The organism is Nocardia sp. NPDC047648, from assembly GCF_040642815.1.
Classification (GTDB): domain Bacteria; phylum Actinomycetota; class Actinomycetes; order Mycobacteriales; family Mycobacteriaceae; genus Nocardia; species Nocardia gamkensis.
Genome location: NZ_JBEYSX010000011.1, coordinates 243,770 through 261,815, shown reverse-complemented (window position 1 = coordinate 261,815; position 18,046 = coordinate 243,770). Strand labels below are relative to the sequence as shown.

Genomic DNA, 18,046 nt, shown 5'->3' with positions numbered 1-18,046 from the left:
ACTTCTCGATTTCCCCTGCCCCAAAACCCGTCACCATGTCTCGGTGGCCGTCTCGAGGTGAGGACCACGCATGACCATAGAAATGCCAGTCCAAACGGAAAACAACGTGCGCAAGAGCCTGAGTACCAGCACGGCAGGCCTGCTCGCGCACACCACCAAATCCGAACCGCAGATGCAGGGCATCAGCTCGCGGTGGCTCACGCGCGCGCTGCCATGGACGCAGGTCAATGGCGGGGTGTACCGCGTGAACCGCCGTCTGACCCACACGGTGGGCAACGGCGAGGTGGAATTCGTCATCGACGGGTCCAACGCTCGGGTCATTCCCCTCGAATTGCAAGAGCTTCCGGCACTGCGCGGATTCGACGACGAAGACGTGTTGCGCGGCCTCGCAGACCGTTTCGAACAGCGCGATCTCGAACCGGGTACTGTAGTAGCGGAATTCGGAAACCCGATGGATCAGGTCCTGCTGATCGTGCACGGCAAATTGAGCAAGATCGGGTCGGGTGAGTACGGCGAGCAGACGAAGCTCGGAATCCTGGGTGGCGGCGACTTCTTCGGCGATACGATACTCACCGAGCCATCGGCGATCTGGCCGGTCACGATCAAGACGGTCACGCCGACGACCATGCTGGTTCTCCCCCGGCGATCGCTGACCGAGTTCATCGACAGCGCTCCGGCACTGCGTGAGCAACTCTCCCGCGTCGCCGCCGCGCCCACGCGTCCGCAGAACCACAAAGGCGAGGCGGACATCGAGGTCGCTTCGGGCCACTCCGGCGAGCCGCTGCTGGAAGGCACGTTCGTCGACTACGACGCCTCCCCCCGCCAGTACGAACTCAGCCTCGCGCAGAGCGTGCTGCGAGTGCACACCCGCGTCGCCGACCTGTTCAACGACCCGATGAACCAGGTCGAGCAGCAACTGCGCCTGACCATCGAAGCGCTCTACGAACGGCGCGAATACGACCTGGTCAACAACCCCGACTTCGGCCTGCTGCACAACTGCGACCTGAAACAGCGCATCTACGCCGAGTCCGGCGCGCCCACCCCGGACGACATGGACGAACTGCTCAGCATGCGGCGCAGCACGAAATTGTTCCTGGCCCATCCGAAGGCGATCGCCGCGTTCGGACGCGAATGCACCAAGCGGGGGCTCTACCCCGACCCGGTCGAGGTGGACGGGCACCGCGTCCCCGCATGGCGGGGCGTGCCGATCTTCCCCTGCGGCAAGATCCCGATCAGCGCCACCCAGACCACTTCGATCCTGGCCATGCGCACCGGCGAGAAGGACCAGGGCGTCATCGGCCTGCACCAGACCGGGATCCCGGACGAATACGAGCCGAGCCTCAACGTGCGCTTCAAGGGCATCGATGACCAGTCGATCATCTCCTACCTGGTCAGCTGCTATTACTCGGCCGCCGTCCTGGTACCGGATGCCCTCGGCGTGCTCGGCAACGTCCTGGTCGCCCGGCAGGCCGACTGACCGGGGGGATGGGCATGTCGGTGCTCTCCCGCGCCGCGGCGGCGCATGCCACCGATGAGGTGGCCGCCACCGTCGTCGCGCTACTCACCAACACACGGACGACCGCTCCGTCCGAGCTATTCTCGCCGAAAGTAATTGAGCCGAAGGGTATTTCGGCTTCGGATGGACCATCAAATGTGACGCCTCGCGGGCTGCTCGGCCCGTCCGGCCTGGGTGCCGCCGCGCTGCTGCTTCCGGGCAGCCCGGGCCGTGCCACGACGCCCGCCGCCACTCCGGCCGCTGCCCCGGCGGCCGCCACCGGCGGCGTGGGGGTAACGCCGGGACCTGTTCCGGTAGCGGGACGGACACGGTTGCCGACCGCGCCACGCATTCCGGCCGGCCCCACCGGGCTCAGCACCGCGTCGGCGTTCCTCGGACGACATGGCATCGCCGCAACGCCACGCACGGCCACGCATGCGGCGCCCGCCCCGCCAACCGGGTCGGACTCCGCTCGCGGTCGCGCACTCGTACCGCGGGCGCCGGGCGGCCCGGTCACCGCGACGGTGGACCGGGACCGCCCGGACCCGATTCCGCCGCTGTACTGCCCGCCGCCGCTGCGGGACGATCCGGCGCTCGCAGAGACGGTCAACACCGGGATCGTGGACTGGGCGGAGGATATCGGGCTGTACGAGGGCCGGCTGGATGAACTGCGCGACGCCGATTTCGGCCGGCTGATCATGCTCGCCCACCCGGACTGCGACGACGCCGATCGCCTGCTGGCGGCGGCGAAGTGCGCGGTCTCGGAATGGTCGGTGGACGACTACTACTGCGAGGAGGATGCCGACGACCGGGCTCCGGACGGCACCCCCTCCAGCGCCGAGGCGGAGTTGGGTCCGCGGCTCGAATTGGCCGCCGCGGCCATGGATCCGGTCCACCTTCCCGCGCGTTACGCCGCCGAACTCGAGGCGGCCCTCGAGGCCGACCCGATCCTGCGCGCGTTTCGCACGTCCTTCGACCATATGGCTCGCTACGCGCGCCCGGCGCAGCTGGCCCGGCTGCGCACCGAGATCGCGGGCTGGTTCATCGCGCTCGGTGCGGAAGCGGGCTGGCGCGCGGCCGGGCGGATGCCGCCGGTATGGGAGTACCTCACCAACCGGCAACCGCACAGTTTCCTGCCGTGCATGGCACCGACCGACGTGCTGGGCGGCTACGAGCTGCAGGCCGCGGAGTACACCGCCCCCGCGGTGCGCCGCGTCGTCACCACGGCGGCGCTGGCCAGTCAGATGGTCAACGACCTGTACTCGATGGCTCGCGAGGACCTGTCCAACGGCAGGGAGTTCAATCTGCCGACCGTCCTCGCCGCCGAGGAGCGCTGCTCGCGCCGCGAGGCCGTGCTGCGCACCGCCGAGGTGCACGACGAGCTGGTGCACCGGTTCGAACGGGAGGCGGCGCCGTTGGCCGCGGCGGGTTCGCCGGAACTACGCCGCTTCCTCACCGGCCTGTGGGCGTGGATGGGAGGAAACCGCGCCTGGCACGCCGACAGCAAACGCTATCGCGACCCGCAGTGAAAGCAATGAAGCAGTACCGCACCGAGAGAGGATGATCACGCATGACCATGCTCAACCCGGAGACCGGGACCGTTCTGCGTACCAGCTACCAGAAGTCTGTCGCCGCGTACTGGAACAACAACCCGAACGACGACCGGGTCAACACCAAACTCGGTGAGGTCGACGGGCTCTACCACCATCACTACGGCATCGGCGACCCGGACCTGTCGGTGCTGACCGGTCCGGAGGACACCCGCGAGGAACGTCTCGTCACCGAACTGCATCGACTGGAGACCGCACAGGCCGATTTCCTGCTCGACCATCTCGGCGACGTCCGGCCCGGCGACCGGCTGATGGACGGCGGCTCCGGCCGCGGCGGCACCAGCTTCATGGCCAATCAGCGCTTCGGCTGTCAGGTCGACGGCGTGACCATCTCCGAGTATCAGGTGGGCTTCGCCAACGACCAGGCCGTTCATCGCGGCGTCGCCGACAAGGTGAGGTTCCACTTCCGCAACATGCTGGACACCGGCTTCGAGTCCGGTTCCATGCGCGGCATCTGGACCAACGAGACCACCATGTACGTAGACCTGTTCGATCTGTTCCGCGAGTTCTCCCGGCTGCTGGAGCCGGGCGGGCGCTACGTGTGCATCACCGGCTGCTCCAACGACGTGACCGGTGGCCGATCGTCCTCGGTGAGCTGGATCGACGCGCACTACGGCTGCATGATCCATCCGCGCAGCGAGTACTTCCGCGCCATGGCCGAGAACAACCTGGTGCCCATCACCGTGACCGACCTCACCGCGGCGACCATCCCGTACTGGGACCTGCGCACGAAATCCGAGCTCGCCACGGGTGTCGAGAAGCCTTTCCTGACCGCCTATCGGGAGGGCAGCTTCCAGTACCTGCTCATAGCCGCCGATAAGGTGGGAAGGTGACCGACGCCCTCGCCCAGCCGCACACCGACCGCGAGGCCCTGCCCGTCGAGCTCGTCGACGACGTGGGCCGCGCGGTCGGCGCGTGCTCGGTCGCGGAGGCCCACCTGGCCCCGGGACGGCTGCACCGCGCGTTCTCCGTGTTGCTGTTCGACTCGGCGGGCCGCGTGCTGCTGCAGCAACGCGCGGCGGTGAAGACCAGGTTCCCGTCGCTGTGGGCCAACACCTGCTGCGGCCACCCCGCACCGGGTGAACCGGTCGCTACCGCGGCGGGCCTGCGGCTGGCGGAGGAAATGGGCCTGACCATCGCGCTCACCGAGGCGGGGATCTACCGCTACCACGCGGCAGACCTCCGCACCGGGCGCGTCGAGTCCGAATGGGACCACGTCCTGATCGGGCGGCTGGACATCGGCGCGCCTCGCCCGGACCCGGCCGAGGTCGCCGATTTCGCTTGGATCCACCCGGACGCTCTACGGGACGCGCTGGCCGACAATCCGGACACCTACACGCCGTGGCTGGCCGGTGTCCTCGACGTCGCGGAACACGCGCAGGTCAGAAGAATCTCAGCCCCCTGATCGTCGGCGTTCAGCACCCTTCTGGTCCGAGGCAGTCGAGCGCGTCATCGACTGCGGCCGCGCGGCTGTCTCGGCCCAGCTCGGGAGTTCGGGAGGGCACCGTTTCCCGGCTGTGCTGTAGGTCGGTCGCCCCCTGTCGCCCTGGCCCCCGGACTGGCCACATCCATAGATGCGCATATTTCTGTAACACCATGGACGGAAACTGAGAGAACTCAAAGGAACGGCACAGGCTGCGGCCAGGACCGTTCGGCATCGTTGATGTTGTAGGAGTTCTCGGTGAAGTGAGGTGCGTGATGGTGGAATTCGAAGTCACCGGAACGACGGTGACAGTGCACGTACTCGGTACCCATCAACTGCTGGCGCTGCGCGACCAGCTGACCTTCGACCTGTCCGACATCACCGCGCTCGGCGTGGCCGGGGTCGACCGCCGCCCGCCGTGGGTGCGCACGCCCGGCACCTTCTTCCCCGGCGTGATCGCGGCCGGGACATTCCGCGGCAAGGGCCGCAAGGAATTCTGGGACACGCGTTTCGACGGGCACGCCATCCGTATCGACTTGGCGGGCGCTGATGTCACACGACTCGTCGTCGACGTGGCCGACCCGGACACCGAATTGCGCAAGCTCGCCACCGCGGTGGCTGCCTGACCTGTTCGAGCGCCGCCTGCTCGCAGCGGGCCGGTGTGCGGCGGGGCGGACTCTCGCTCTGACTCACGCAGATCCGCCCCTGCCGTTTCCCGGCCCGTTCGGTGACACTCCCGCACATTCGGGCCGGGGCCTGCGGGCGCGTGAGCGATTGCCTCCGGTCCCGTCTGCCTGATGGCAGCATGACGGTATGGAGTCGGTCGACATGTCCCGGATCGAGGCGGCCGCGCGGCTGCTCGCCCCGGTGATCCGGCGCACACCGCTGCTGGCCTCGCGGGTGCTGTCCGAACGTACGGGTGCCGAGGTGTGGCTGAAGTGTGAGAACTTGCAGCGCACCGGTTCGTTCAAGCCGCGCGGCGCCTACAACCGGATCGCGAATCTACCGCAGGAGGCGCGGGAACGCGGCGTCGTGGCCGCGAGCGCGGGTAACCACGCGCAAGGGGTCGCGTGGTCGGCGGCGGCGCTCGGCCTCACGTCGACGGTGTTCATGCCGATCGGGGCGTCGCTGCCGAAACTGATGGCCACCAAGGCGTACGGGGCGCAGGTCCGCCAAGTCGGCGAGACCATCGACGAGTCACTGGACGCCGCTCTGGAGTTCGCCGACCGGTCCGGCGCGACGCTCATCCACCCGTTCGACCATCCCGATATCGTGGCCGGTCAGGCCACCGTCGGCACGGAGATCGCGGAGCAGTTGCCGGAGGTGGGCACGGTCCTCGTACCCACCGGCGGCGGTGGGCTCTTGGCCGGCGTCGCGGTGGCGCTGCGACATCTGGCGCCGGACGTGCGCGTCATCGGGGTGCAGGCGGCGGAAGCGGCCGCCTGGCCGGACTCGCTGGCGGCGGGGCGTCCGGTCCGGGTGGAGCGGATGGCGACGATGGCCGACGGCATCGCGGTCGGCCAGCCGGGCGTGGTGCCGTTCTCCCAAGTGGCGCAGCATGTTTCGGACATCGTGACGGTAGACGAGGAAGCCCTGTCGCAGGCGTTGCTGCTGTGTCTGGAACGCGCGAAGCTGATCGTCGAGCCCGCCGGCGCCGCGGCGGTCGCCGCCCTGATGAGTCGCACACCGGAGGAACTCGGCCTGCGTGGGCCGGTCTGCGCGATCCTGTCCGGCGGCAACATCGACCCGTTGCTGCTGACCAGGGTGATCGGGCACGGGCTGAGCGCGGCAGGCCGCTACCTCGCGGTGCGGGTGACGATTTCCGATCGCCCGGGTGCGCTGGGGGCGCTGCTCGCGGTGATCGGCAAGACCAGCGCCAGCGTGGTCGACGTGGCCCACTCGCGCACCGGGACCTGGCTGGCGGTGGACGAGGTCGAGGTAGCGCTCACCCTGGAAACGCGCGGTTCCGACCATCGCGACGACGTACTCACCGCCCTCGCGAACGCGGGATACGCGGTCCGCGTTTCGGATTGACCGCGGTACCGCCCGGAGGGGCGAACCGGCAGCAGAGCTGTTCAAGGCCACGTCCGACTCCACGGCCTGGCTCGCCCACCTCCGTCGAGTGGCACACCACCGAGGGGCCTACTCGCGAATTGCCGCAGCCATATGCCACGGGTGCGGCAACCCGCGAGCGGGTGAAGGTTCGGGCCGGAGCGTGGGAGTTCGCCAGGAGGCGTGGTGTTGATCGGCCTGCGACACGGTGCCTTCGCGTCGCCCGGACGGCTTCGGGTCGCGTGCGTGCGCCGCTAGGAAGTCAGTGCGCTCCCCCGAGTTCCAAGGCCAGTACGCCGAGTATCACCAGTGCGATGCCGCCGAGTTGCACGAGGGTGAGCCGCTCCTCCAGGAACAGCACGCCGATCAGGGCGATCGCGGCGACACCGACCGCCGACCAGATGCCGTAGGCCACGCCGATCGGCATGCCCCGCTTCAACGCCTGGGCCAGGAAGAAGAACGCGGCGCAATAGCCGACGACCACCACGATCGAGGGGACGAGCTTGGCGAAACCGTCGGATAGTTTCAGCGAAACGGTCGCGGTCACCTCGGAAGCGATGGCCAAGGCGAGCAGGAGCAAGGTCATTTTCGCAGCGTAGTCAGAGGTACCGGGCAGGCACAGCGGCACTCGGCCACCGGCACAGCCGCTCCCCAGCCCCGGGGATTCACGGCCCGGTCGCCGTGGACTGCGCGTCGATACGATCGGCCGATGCGTAGCTCGGGCGTTGCGGTAACCGGTTTTCCGTTCGATGAGGTGACGTGCAACGAATTGCCGTACGCCGAGCGCGACGAACGGTATCGGCGATTGCACGAGTGGCCCGAGCCGAGCTATGCGCATCGGTCCGGGCTGCGGATGATCTGGAAGTACGCCGACGTGCGCGAGGTGCTGGAGGCGGCCACGCCGGGCATCTCCAACGCGAATTCGCTGGACCCGCTCGTGGGTTACGCGCGGATCGCCGCGACACCGCGAGCCATCCCGCCGTTCGTCCGGCACCTGATCCCGCCGCCCGCGAAGGCGACCGCCAACCTGGCCGACGACCGGTTGCACAAGCGCGTGTGGAACACCATGGCCGGACCGTCGGGACATTTCACCATCTCCCCGGCCGATCGTCCCGCCCGGGCCGCGGCGATGGCCGAGGACTTCCACGAGGCTGTGCGCGATACGGGGTTCCGCACCGGTGCTCCGTTGGACGTGACCGCGTTATCGATCGGCTACGCGGCCCGGACCGTCGGTGCGGCGGTCGGGCTGCCCGCCGCGGACTGGCCGCGGGTGGCCGCCTGGAGCGGAGCGCAATCGGGACTGCTCGGCCGGGTGATGCGCGGACGCGAACTGGCCGACGCGGTGAGCGCGCTCGGCTGGTTGTTCACGGTGAGCGGAGCGGCGGTGCGGGAGGGCCGGGGCAGCGAAGCGACCGGGTTCGCCCGCAGGCTGCGCGACGCCGGGCTGTCCCATCGGATCGCGGTGTCCGCCATGGCGAATTCGCTCGCCGCGGGAGTGCACACGGTCAGCGGCAGCATCCAGCAAGGCGTCCAGCGGTTGCTCGGCGATCCGGACCGCGTGTGGTGGGACCTGCTCGCCGAGCCGGACGGCGGCACCCGGGTGGCGGCGAAGATCCTGCAACTGGATCCCGGGTTGGTGGCGTGGAAACGTCAGGCCAGGACGCCGGTCGTGCTGTCCAGCGGCACACGGCTGCCCGCGGGACCGGTGCTCGTGCTGTTCGCCGCGGCCAACCGTGACCCGGACGCCTTCCCCGACTGCCTGGCCCTGGACGGAACCGGCAAGTTGCCGTTGACCTTCGGCTTCGGCAGACACGTGTGCCCCGGCAAGAGCATGGCGACGTTGGCCGTCGAAGTATTTCTGCGGCAGCTGCGCGAGCTGGTTCCAGAGGCCGCCCTGCTGCCGGATTCCAGTAATACCCAGCGGCGCAGCGATCTGCTGTTCGGCGGCGCCGATATCACTGTCGCCGGATAGGTTCGCCGACAGCGATTCCCGACCGGGCGCGCCCGCGCCGGTCCGGCCAAGCCTGCGCCGGTCCGGCCAGACCCGGTCCACCCGGACTGGCACTGGTCCGAGACAACCCGGGTCGGTCCAGTAAGACCGGCGTCAGATCTGCAAGTCCCGCGCCTCGGCCACCGCCGCACGCACCTCGGCGAGTTGCGCCGCGACCTGAACACCGGCCGTGCCGCCCCGGGCGTTGCGGGACGCGATGGACCCCTGCACGGTGAGCACCTCGCGCACCTTCCCGGTCAGCGCCGGGTCGACGGCGGCGAACTCCTCGTCGGTGAGCTCGTCGAGGCCGACGCCGCGGGACTCGGCGGCGCGCACGCACGCGCCGGCCGCCTCGTGCGCGACCCGGAACGGAACACCTTGGCGCACAAGCCATTCGGCGATATCGGTGGCCAGGGTGAAACCCGCGGGTGCGAGTTCGGCCATGCGGGCGGTGTGGAAGGTGAGCGTCGAGACCAGGCCCGCGATGGCCGGCAGCAGCAGTTCCAGTTGCGCGACCGAGTCGAAGAGGGGTTCTTTGTCTTCCTGCAGATCGCGGTTGTAGGCCAGCGGCTGCGCCTTGAGGGTGGCCAGCAGACCGGTGAGGTTGCCGATCAACCGGCCCGCCTTGCCGCGGGTCAGCTCGGAGACGTCCGGATTCTTCTTCTGCGGCATGATCGATGAGCCGGTCGACCAGGCGTCGGCCAGCGTGACGTAGCCGAATTCCGGGGTGCTCCAGATGATCACCTCTTCGGCCATCCGGCTCAGGTCGACGCCGATCATGGCCAGCACGAACGCGGCCTCGGCGGCGAAGTCCCGCGCCGAGGTGGCGTCGATGGAGTTGGCGGCCGACGCGTCGAAATCCAGTTCCGCGGCGATCGCCTCCGGGTCGAGTCCGAGCGAGGAACCCGCGAGCGCGCCGGAACCGTAGGGCGACACCGCCGCCCGGCGGTCGAAGTCGCGCAGCCGGTCGAGGTCGCGCAGCAGCGGATGGGCGTGCGCGAGCAGATGGTGCGCCAGCAGCACCGGCTGCGCCGCCTGCAAGTGCGTCTTGCCCGGCATCACCGCGTCCGGGTGCGCGGCGGCCTGCTCGACCAGTGCGTCGATCACCGCGAGCACGCCCGCGGCCACCCGGCGCACCCCGTCGCGCAGCCACATCCGGAACAGCGTGGCCACCTGGTCGTTGCGGGAACGTCCCGCCCGCAGACGTCCGCCGAGCTCCGCGCCGACCCGCTCGATGAGGCCGCGTTCCAGCGCGCCGTGCACGTCCTCGTCCGACTCGACGGGGCCGAACGCACCGGAGGCCACGTCCGCCGCGAGGCGATCCAGCCCGTCCAGCATGCCGGACAGATCGGTGTCCGACAGCAGGCCCGCTTTGTGCAGTACCCGCGCGTGCGCTTTCGAGGCTCGGATGTCGTAGGGGGCCAGTGCCCAGTCGAAATGCGTCGACTTGCTCAGCGCGGCCATGGCCTCGGCCGGGCCGGAGGCGAATCGCCCGCCCCACAGCGCGCCTTGGTTCGTGCCGCCACTCATGCTCGTCCGCCTCTCCGAGTTTTCAGGCCGTACCAGTCGGGTGACTGGTGGGTTGCGTTGCATGTCCTACGTCAGATGTCGCTCGGGTTCTGGGCGTACCCGGTGAGTTACCCGTGTCCCCGCGAGATCAATTGTCGCGGTCGTGGTCGTGCGTCCACGGCGGGGGTCGCCCTGCCGGTCCGTCCACCGCGGAACACTCGACGGTGAACCCACTCCGGTAGGGAGTTTCTCCGATGTCACCTACCGAGAAGAGCGGCCCGGCGCGCGAAATCGGGGCGCTTGTGCCCCTGAGCGCGGCTGCTGACAGGGGTAGCACCTTCACACACACGCCGAAGACTGTCGCCGAGCCACGACCTCGCGCCCGGGCTGCACCGCGCTGATCGCGGAGACCGATGTCTCCGGGGTCGGCGCGTCGCTGGTATGAGCGGTATCGCGCATGGCCATCTCGAAGCAGCGGGCGCGGGCCGTCGGCGTGCCGGTGCGTATCGGGCACCGGCACGCCCAGTGCCTACTTCTGGTTCAGGTCGCGGCGGGCGGCGACCTTGGAGGACAGGCCGTGGATCTGGACGAAGCCCTTGGCCAGCGACTGGTCGAAGGTGTCGCCCTCGTCGTAGGTGGCCAGGTTGAAGTCGTAGAGCGACTGCTCCGAGCGGCGGCCGTTGACCACGGCGGAGCCGCCGTGCAGGACCATCCGGATGTCGCCGGACACGTGCTGCTGGGTGTCGCCGATGAAGGCGTCCAGCGCCCGCTTGAGCGGGGAGAACCACAGGCCGTCGTAGGCCAGCTCGCCCCAGCGCTGCTCGACCTGGCGCTTGTAGCGGCCCAGCTCGCGCTCGATGGTGACGTGCTCGAGCGCCTGGTGCGCGGTGATCAGCGCGAGGGCGCCGGGCGCCTCGTAGATCTCGCGGCTCTTGATGCCGACCAGGCGGTCCTCGACCATGTCCAGCCGGCCCACGCCCTGGCGGCCCGCACGCTTGTTCAGTTCGACGATCGCCTCCAGCACGCTCACCTGGCGGCCGTCGATGGCCACCGGCACGCCCTTGTCGAAGGTGACGATCAGTTCGTCCGGTGCCTCGAAGTTGACCGTGGGGTCGGAGGTGTAGTCGTAGACGTCCTTGGTCGGGGCGTTCCACAGGTCCTCGAGGAACCCGGTCTCGACCGCGCGGCCCCAGACGTTCTGGTCGATGGAGAACGGCGACTTCTTGGTGACGTTGATCGGCAGCGAGTTCTCCTCGGCGAAGGCGATGGCCTTCTCCCGGGTCCACGCGTAGTCGCGGACCGGGGCGATCACGTTGAGGTCGGGCGCGAGCGCGCCGATGCCGACCTCGAAACGGACCTGGTCGTTGCCCTTGCCGGTGCAGCCGTGCGCGACGGTGCTCGCGCCGTGGAACTTCGCGGCTTCGACCAGGTGCTTGACGATGAGCGGGCGGCTGATCGCCGACACCAGCGGGTACTGGCCCATGTACAGCGCGTTGGCCTGGATGGTGGGCAGGCAGTACTGCTCGGCGAACTCGTCGCGGGCGTCGATCACGATCGCCTCGACGGCGCCGCAATCCAGGGCGCGCTGGCGCACCACGTTCATGTCCTCGCCGCCCTGGCCGAGGTCGATGGCCACGGCCACCACTTCGGCGCCGGTCTCCTTGCCGATCCAGCTGATCGCGACGGAGGTGTCCAGCCCACCGGAGTAGGCGAGTACGACGCGCTCGGACATGTTCTGTGTGCTCCTCGATGGTTCGTGTGCGTGGTACGGACCGGCTTCCCGCCACAGCGGCCCGCACGTCCTGCAAATGATTATGCACGACGATGCAAGCCCATTCATAATCGGGTGGCGCGTCGCCCTGTGCTGGGACAACAGCTCCGTCTACACCCTCGCACAGCCGCCGTCCTCCGCGCTCGCGATGCCTACCCGTGGGCGAAAAGGAGCCGAAACCGCGCGCCCCCGCAAGCAGGTGAGCGCCCGGCTTCAGGCCGAGCGAACCGCGCATCGGACTGCTTATCGCCGCACGTCGCGGATCAGCCATGTAGGCGTGTCGCGCGGACGCGCCCGGCTCAGGCTAGTTGTTCGATCTTCGTGGCTACTTCGGCCCCGCTCAGCGGCTCGCGGGCGATGACAGCGATGGTGTCGTCGCCCGCGATGGTGCCGACGATGTACGGCAAGGCGGCGCGGTCGAGGGCGCTGGCCAAGTAGTGCGCCGCGCCGGGTGGGGTGCGCAAGACGGCGATGTTGCCGCTGGCGTCGGTGGAGACCAGCAGGTCGCCGAGCAGCTTGGACAACCGGTCGGTGCCGCCGGTGACGCCGCGGACGGGGCTGCCGTCCTCGGGCACCACGTAGACGCCCGCGCCGCCGTCGGCGGCGCGCAGCTTCACCGCGCCCAGTTCGTCCAGGTCCCGCGACAGCGTCGCCTGCGTGATCTCGATGCCCTCGGCCGCGAGCAGCGCCGCCAGCTCGGTCTGGCTGCGCACCGCGTGCGCCGACAGCAGTTCGATGATGCGCGACTGCCGCCCGGCACGGGTGCGCGCGATGGCCGGGCCGCTTCTGACCTCGGTCACGTCGCTCCCCCGGATCGTCGCTCGAGCAGCCAGACCAGCAGCGCTTTCTGCGCGTGCAGGCGGTTCTCCGCCTCGTCCCACACCACGCTGTGCGGCCCGTCGAGCACCTCGTCGGTGACCTCTTCGCCGCGGTGCGCGGGCAGGCAGTGCAGCACCACCGCGTCCGGCTTGGCGTGGGCGAGCAGATCGGCGTTGAGCTGGAACGGCCGGAACGGACCGACTCGGTCCAGGCCGTCGTTCTCCTGTCCCATGGAGGTCCAGGTATCGGTGACCAGCGCATCGGCGCCCCATGCGGCGGCGACCGGGTCGCCGGTCACCGTGACGGTGGCGCCGGTCTCGGCGGCCCGCTTGCGCGCGGCCTCCACCACCCACGGCTGCGGCTCGAACCCGGCGGGCGCGGCGATGGTCACGTTCAGCCCCGCCGTGACGCCGCCTAGCAGCAGCGAATGCGCCATGTTGTTGGCGCCGTCGCCGAAGTAGGCGAGTTCGCGTCCGGTCAGGTCGCCCTTGTGCTCGGCGAGCGTCTGCAGGTCCGCGAGCACCTGGCAGGGATGGAACTCGTCGGACAGCGCGTTGACCACCGGCACCGTCGCGGTGGCGGCCATCTCGTCCAGCCGGGACTGCTCGAAGGTGCGCCACACGATGGCGTCCACGTACCGGGACAGCACCCGGCCGGTGTCGCCGAGCGTCTCCTCCCGGCCCAGCTGGGTGTCACGGCCGTCGACGACCACGGCGTGCCCGCCGAGCTGGGCGATGCCCATCTCGAAGGAGAACCGGGTGCGGGTGGAGTTCTTCTCGAAGATCACCCCGACGCCGCGCGGGCCCTCGAGCGGGCGCCGCGCGAAGGGTGATTTCTTGAGTTCGGCGGCGAGGGCGAGGATCTCGGCCTGCTCGGCCGGGCTGACATCGTCGTCACGCAGGAAGTGCCTGATAGAAGTCATTGCGCCGCAGCCCCTTTCGCGTCCGCGAGCGCGGCGTCGAGGATTTCCGGCAGGTCGGCGACGAAGTTGTCCGCCTGGGTCTCGGTGAGCACCAGCGGCGGCGCCAGCCGGATCACATCGGGCTTGGCCGGGTTGACGAGGTAACCCGCCTCCCGCGCCCGCGCCTCGACGTGCGCGGAGACCTCGTCGGTGAGCACGATGCCCAGCAGCAGGCCCGCGCCGCGCACCTGGTCGATGAGCGGATGCTCGAGCAGCTCGATTCCGTCGCTGAGCCGCTTGCCGACCGACTCGACGTGCGAGAGCAGATCGGTCTCGTCGATCGTGCGCAGCACCGCGAGCGCCGCCGCCGCGCACACCGGATTGCCGCCGAAGGTGGTGCCGTGCATGCCGGGGGTGAGCAGGTCGGCCGCGCGGCCGTTGGCCAGCACCGCGCCGATGGGCAGTCCGCCGCCGAGGCCCTTGGCCAGCGTGATCACGTCGGGGACGATGCCGACGGCCTGGTGGGCGTAGAACTTCCCGGTCCGGCCGATGCCGGTCTGCACCTCGTCCAGCACCAGCAGCGCACCCTTGCGCGCGGTGATCTCCCGCGCCTTGGCGAGGTAGTCGAACGGCGGAACGACCACGCCGCTCTCCCCCATCATCGGCTCGAGGAAGACCGCCGCGGTGTCCTCGTCGACCGCGGCTTCCAGTGCCGCGGCGTCACCGTAGGGCACGTGCACGACGCCGGGCGGCATCGGTTCGAAGGGGGTGCGCTTGGACGGCTGGCCGGTGAGGGCGAGCGCGCCCATGGTGCGGCCGTGGAACGCCTCCTCGCAGGCGACGATCTTGGGCCGCCCGGTGAGCCGGGCGATCTTGAACGCCGCCTCGACGGCCTCGGTGCCGGAGTTGCAGAAGAACGCCCGGCCCTCGCCGTCGCCGAAGTGCGCGAGCAATCGCTCGGCCAGTTCGACGACCGGCTCGCTGGCGTACAGATTCGACACGTGCCCGAGCGTGCCGAGCTGCTGGGTGACCGCCTCCAGGATCGCCGGGTGGGCGTGGCCGAGGCTGTTGACCGCGATGCCGCCGAGGAAGTCGACGTAGCGCTTGCCGTCCGCGTCGTAGACCACGGCCCCCGCGCCGCGCACCAGCGCGATCTTCGGCGTGCCGTAGTTGTTCATCAGCGCGGCGGACCACCGCTTCTGCAGTTCAGCTGTGCTCATTGTTTCGTTCCGTTCGGTGCGCCGGACCCGTTCGGGATGAGCGGGGCGGGGGTCACCATCGTTCCGATTCCTTCTCCGGTGAACAGTTCCAGCAGCACGGCGTGCGGCACCCGGCCGTCGATGACATGCGCGGTCGGTACACCGGCCGACACCGCGCGCAGACAGGCTTCCATTTTGGGCACCATGCCCGCATCCAGACGCGGGAGCAACTCGGCCAGCGCGGTTGTATCGATGCTGGAGGTGAGCGACGACCGGTCCGGCCAGTTCGTGTACAGGCCCTCGACGTCGGTGAGCACCACCAGTTTCTCGGCGCCGATGCCCTCGGCGAGCGCCGCGGCGGCGGTGTCGGCATTGATGTTGTGCACCACGCCCTCGGCGTCCGGCGCGATGGTCGACACCACCGGGATGCGGCCCGCGCCGATCAGGTCCAGCACGGCGTCCGGGTTCACCTCGGTGACGTCGCCGACCAGGCCGATGTCGGTGGGCTCGCCGTCCACCTCGACGGTGCGGCGGGTCGCGGTGAACAGCCCGGCGTCCTCACCGGAGATGCCGACCGCGTACGGGCCGTGCGAGTTGATCAGGCCGACCAGTTCGCGACCGACCTGACCGAACAGCACCATCCGCACCACGTCCATCACCTCCGGAGTGGTCACCCGGAAGCCGCCGCGGAATTCGCCTTGCAGGCCGAGCTTCTTCAGCATCGCGCTGATCTGCGGGCCGCCGCCGTGCACCACCACCGGGTGCACGCCGACCGTGCGCAGGAACGCCATGTCGGCGGCGAAGGCCTGCTTGAGGTGATCGTCGATCATGGCGTTGCCGCCGTACTTCACGACGACGATCTTGTCCCGGAACTTCTGCAACCACGGCAGGGCGTCGGCCAGGGCGTGCGCCTTGTCCAGCGCGGAGAGCGAATGCAGCACCTGACTGGTCATGAGCTGTAGGCCGAGTTCTCTTCGACGTAACCGTGCGACAGGTCGGTGGTGCGGATGCTCGCGCTCGCCGATCCGACGTTCAGCTCGATCAGCACCTCGATGTCGGTGCCGGACAGGTCGACCGCGCGGGCGCCGGGCGCGCCGACGCCATCGATGCACACCGGCTTGCCGTTGAACGACACCGAGATCCGGTTCGGGTCGAGCGTGACCGGCGCCATGCCGACCGCGGCGAGCACCCGGCCCCAGTTCGGGTCCGACCCGAACAGCGCCGTCTTGACCAGGCTGTCGCGGGCGACGGTGCGCGCCGCGGCGACGGCCTCGTCCTCGGTGGCCGCGCCCGCGACGGTGACCAGCACCCGCTTGGTGACGCCCTCGGCGTCGGCCATCAGCTGGGCGGCCAGGTCGTCGCAGACCGCGAGCACGGCGGCGTCGAGTTCCTCCTGGGCGGGCGTGACTTCGCTGGCGCCGTTGGCCAGCAACAGCACGGTGTCGTTGGTGGAGCAGGAGCCGTCCACGTCGAGCCGGTCGAAGGTTCGCGCGGTGGCGTTGCGCAGCGCGCGGTCGAGCTGCTCGGCGGTCACCGCCGCATCGGTGGTGAGCACCACCAGCATGGTGGCCAGCGAAGGCGCGAGCATGCCCGCGCCCTTCGCCATACCGCCGACGTTCCACTTGTCGCGGTGGTGGAACGCCGCCTCCTTGGGCACGGTGTCGGTGGTCATGATGGCCCAGGCGGCATCCGAGCCGCCGGACAGTCCGCCGCCCATCTCGTGCACGATCTCGGTAACGGCGGGGAGCAGTTTGTCCATCGGGAGCCGGTCGCCGATCAGTCCGGTCGAGCAGACGGCGATCTCACCCGCGCCGGTCTCGGTGCCCCAATTACTCAGCGCGGCGGCGAGTTCCTCGGCGGTCTTGTGGGTGTCCTGGAATCCGCCCGGGCCGGTGCAGGCATTGGCGCCGCCCGAGTTCAGGATCACCGCGCGCAGCCGCTTGCCGGTCAGCACTTGCTGAGACCACAGCACCGGAGCGGCCTTCACCTTGTTGCGGGTGAATACGCCCGCGGCCGGATACTCCGGGCCTTCGTTGAACACCAGCGCCAGATCGGGCTTGCCGCTGACCTTGATGCCCGCGGCGATGCCCGCCGCGCGGAAGCCGAGCGGGGCGGTCACGCCCTGCGTCCGGACCAGCTTGCCGTCGGCGATGTCGACTGTCGTCACGGTGCCACTCCTACGGTGGAAAGTCCTTCGGTCTCCTCGAATCCGAGGGCCAGGTTCATCGATTGGACCGCGGCGCCCGCGGTGCCCTTGGTCAAGTTGTCGATCGCGCCGATCACCACGAGCAGGCCCGCGTCGGCGTCCACCGCGACCTGCAGTGTCACGGCGTTGGAGCCGAGCACCGAACCGGTCTGCGGCAGCGTGCCCTCCGGCAGCAGGTGCACGAAAGGCTCGTCGGCATAGGCTTTCTCGTAAACGGCGCGCGCCTGCGCGGCGTCCACGCGCGTGGGCGCGGTGCAGGTGGCGAGGATGCCGCGCGGCATCGGCGCGAGAACCGGCGTGAACGACACCGCGACGTCCGTGCCGCCCGCCGCCGTCAGGTTCTGCGCGATCTCCGGGGTGTGCCTGTGCGCGCCCGCGATCCCGTAGGCCCGCGCCGAACCCATCACCTCCGACCCCAGCAGGCCGATGTCCAGCTTGCGGCCCGCGCCGGAGGCTCCGCTCACCGCGACCACGTGCACGGCGGGCTCCACAATGCCCGCGGCGACGGCGGGAGCCAGCGCGAGGCTGGCGACGGTCGGATAGCAGCCGGGGACCGCGATCCGCGTCGCGCCGCGCAGTTTCTCCCGGCCGCGGGGCAGCTCGGGCAGACCGTAGGGCCAGCTGCCCGCGTGCGGGCTGCCGTAGTATTTCTCCCAGGCGTTCGGGTCGGTGAGGCGGAAGTCGGCGCCGCAGTCGATGACCACCGTGGACTCGGGGAGTTCGGCGGCGATGGCCGCCGACTGACCGTGCGGCAGGCCGAGGAAGACCACATCGTGGTCGGCCAGTTCGGCGGTCGTGGTCGGTGTGAGCACCCGGTCGGCCAGCGGCAGCAGATGCGGCTGCAACTCTCCCAGCGCGGTGCCCGCGTTCGAGCCCGCGGTCAGCGCCCCGATGACGAGGCGCCCGGTTCGGTAGGCCGGATGCCCCAGCAGCAGACGCAACACTTCGCCGCCCGCGTACCCGCTGGCACCGGCTACCGCGACCCGCACGACGGGTCCGACCGAGGAATCATCCATGTGATGATTATGCATGACTATGCAAGCTCATTCACAGCCTGGTCGCCGCGAGCGT

16 protein-coding genes are annotated in these 18,046 nt (G+C 69.7%); 7 read left to right on the top strand and 9 right to left on the bottom strand.

Translation table 11 applies throughout. From position 1 onward, the window contains the following. Positions 1-106: 106 nt before the first annotated feature. From ABZ803_RS23615 to ilvA, 6 genes are all read left to right on the top strand, one after another. Positions 107-1,477 (top strand): family 2B encapsulin nanocompartment shell protein, encoded by a 1,371-nt coding sequence (locus ABZ803_RS23615; protein ID WP_357041911.1) that lies wholly within the window; start codon positions 107-109, stop codon positions 1,475-1,477. A gap of 176 nt (positions 1,478-1,653) precedes the next feature. Then, a complete protein-coding gene (locus tag ABZ803_RS23610; protein WP_357041908.1) occupies positions 1,654-3,024 on the top strand; it encodes a family 2 encapsulin nanocompartment cargo protein terpene cyclase in 1,371 nt (456 codons plus the stop codon). Between the two features lie 41 nt (positions 3,025-3,065). Then, positions 3,066-3,938, top strand: a complete 873-nt coding sequence (locus tag ABZ803_RS23605; protein ID WP_357041905.1) for a geranyl diphosphate 2-C-methyltransferase — start codon at positions 3,066-3,068, stop codon at positions 3,936-3,938. Then, positions 3,935-4,510 carry an isopentenyl-diphosphate Delta-isomerase gene (gene idi, locus ABZ803_RS23600; protein WP_357041902.1) on the top strand — a complete coding sequence of 192 codons (576 nt, stop codon included), beginning with the start codon at positions 3,935-3,937 and terminating at the stop codon, positions 4,508-4,510. The genes ABZ803_RS23605 and idi overlap by 4 nt, the downstream gene beginning before the upstream one ends. 293 nt (positions 4,511-4,803) lie before the next feature. Continuing rightward, positions 4,804-5,154: a hypothetical protein gene (locus ABZ803_RS23595; protein WP_357041899.1), complete on the top strand. Its 351-nt coding sequence runs from the start codon at positions 4,804-4,806 to the stop codon at positions 5,152-5,154. Between the two features lie 187 nt (positions 5,155-5,341). Continuing rightward, entirely contained in the window at positions 5,342-6,562 is a 1,221-nt protein-coding gene (gene ilvA, locus ABZ803_RS23590; protein WP_357041896.1) for a threonine ammonia-lyase, read from the top strand. 280 nt (positions 6,563-6,842) lie between these two features. On the opposite strand, the gene ABZ803_RS23585 is transcribed toward ilvA, so the two are convergent. Next, positions 6,843-7,166 carry a multidrug efflux SMR transporter gene (locus ABZ803_RS23585; RefSeq protein ID WP_040866129.1) on the bottom strand — a complete coding sequence of 108 codons (324 nt, stop codon included), beginning with the start codon at positions 7,164-7,166 and terminating at the stop codon, positions 6,843-6,845. Between the two features lie 123 nt (positions 7,167-7,289). Between ABZ803_RS23585 and ABZ803_RS23580 the strand changes: the two genes are divergently transcribed. Next, a complete protein-coding gene (locus ABZ803_RS23580) occupies positions 7,290-8,552 on the top strand; it encodes a hypothetical protein (protein ID WP_357041893.1) in 1,263 nt (420 codons plus the stop codon). 132 nt (positions 8,553-8,684) lie between these two features. On the opposite strand, the gene argH is transcribed toward ABZ803_RS23580, so the two are convergent. The 8 genes from argH to argC all read right to left on the bottom strand — a co-directional run bounded on the left by argH (position 8,685) and on the right by argC (position 17,991). Beyond that, positions 8,685-10,100 (bottom strand): argininosuccinate lyase, encoded by a 1,416-nt coding sequence (gene argH / locus ABZ803_RS23575; RefSeq protein WP_357041890.1) that lies wholly within the window; start codon positions 10,098-10,100, stop codon positions 8,685-8,687. A 508-nt stretch (positions 10,101-10,608) separates the two neighbouring features. Further along, the gene (locus tag ABZ803_RS23570) at positions 10,609-11,811 is read right to left on the bottom strand and encodes an argininosuccinate synthase (protein WP_040866126.1); all 1,203 of its coding nucleotides are present in this window, start codon (positions 11,809-11,811) and stop codon (positions 10,609-10,611) included. A gap of 338 nt (positions 11,812-12,149) precedes the next feature. Continuing rightward, on the bottom strand, positions 12,150-12,650 hold the full coding sequence (locus tag ABZ803_RS23565) for an arginine repressor (protein WP_040866125.1): 501 nt from the start codon (positions 12,648-12,650) through the stop codon (positions 12,150-12,152). Continuing rightward, positions 12,647-13,591: an ornithine carbamoyltransferase gene (gene argF, locus ABZ803_RS23560; RefSeq protein WP_357041886.1), complete on the bottom strand. Its 945-nt coding sequence runs from the start codon at positions 13,589-13,591 to the stop codon at positions 12,647-12,649. Before argF ends, ABZ803_RS23565 begins: the two co-directional genes overlap by 4 nt. Further along, a complete protein-coding gene (locus ABZ803_RS23555; RefSeq protein ID WP_357041884.1) occupies positions 13,588-14,790 on the bottom strand; it encodes an acetylornithine transaminase in 1,203 nt (400 codons plus the stop codon). The genes argF and ABZ803_RS23555 overlap by 4 nt, the downstream gene beginning before the upstream one ends. Further along, the gene (argB, locus tag ABZ803_RS23550; protein WP_357041881.1) at positions 14,787-15,722 is read right to left on the bottom strand and encodes an acetylglutamate kinase; all 936 of its coding nucleotides are present in this window, start codon (positions 15,720-15,722) and stop codon (positions 14,787-14,789) included. The genes ABZ803_RS23555 and argB overlap by 4 nt, the downstream gene beginning before the upstream one ends. Then, the gene (gene argJ / locus ABZ803_RS23545) at positions 15,719-16,936 is read right to left on the bottom strand and encodes a bifunctional glutamate N-acetyltransferase/amino-acid acetyltransferase ArgJ (RefSeq protein ID WP_357041878.1); all 1,218 of its coding nucleotides are present in this window, start codon (positions 16,934-16,936) and stop codon (positions 15,719-15,721) included. Before argJ ends, argB begins: the two co-directional genes overlap by 4 nt. After that, positions 16,933-17,991, bottom strand: a complete 1,059-nt coding sequence (gene argC / locus ABZ803_RS23540; protein ID WP_357041875.1) for an N-acetyl-gamma-glutamyl-phosphate reductase — start codon at positions 17,989-17,991, stop codon at positions 16,933-16,935. The genes argJ and argC overlap by 4 nt, the downstream gene beginning before the upstream one ends. Positions 17,992-18,046: the final 55 nt, after the last annotated feature.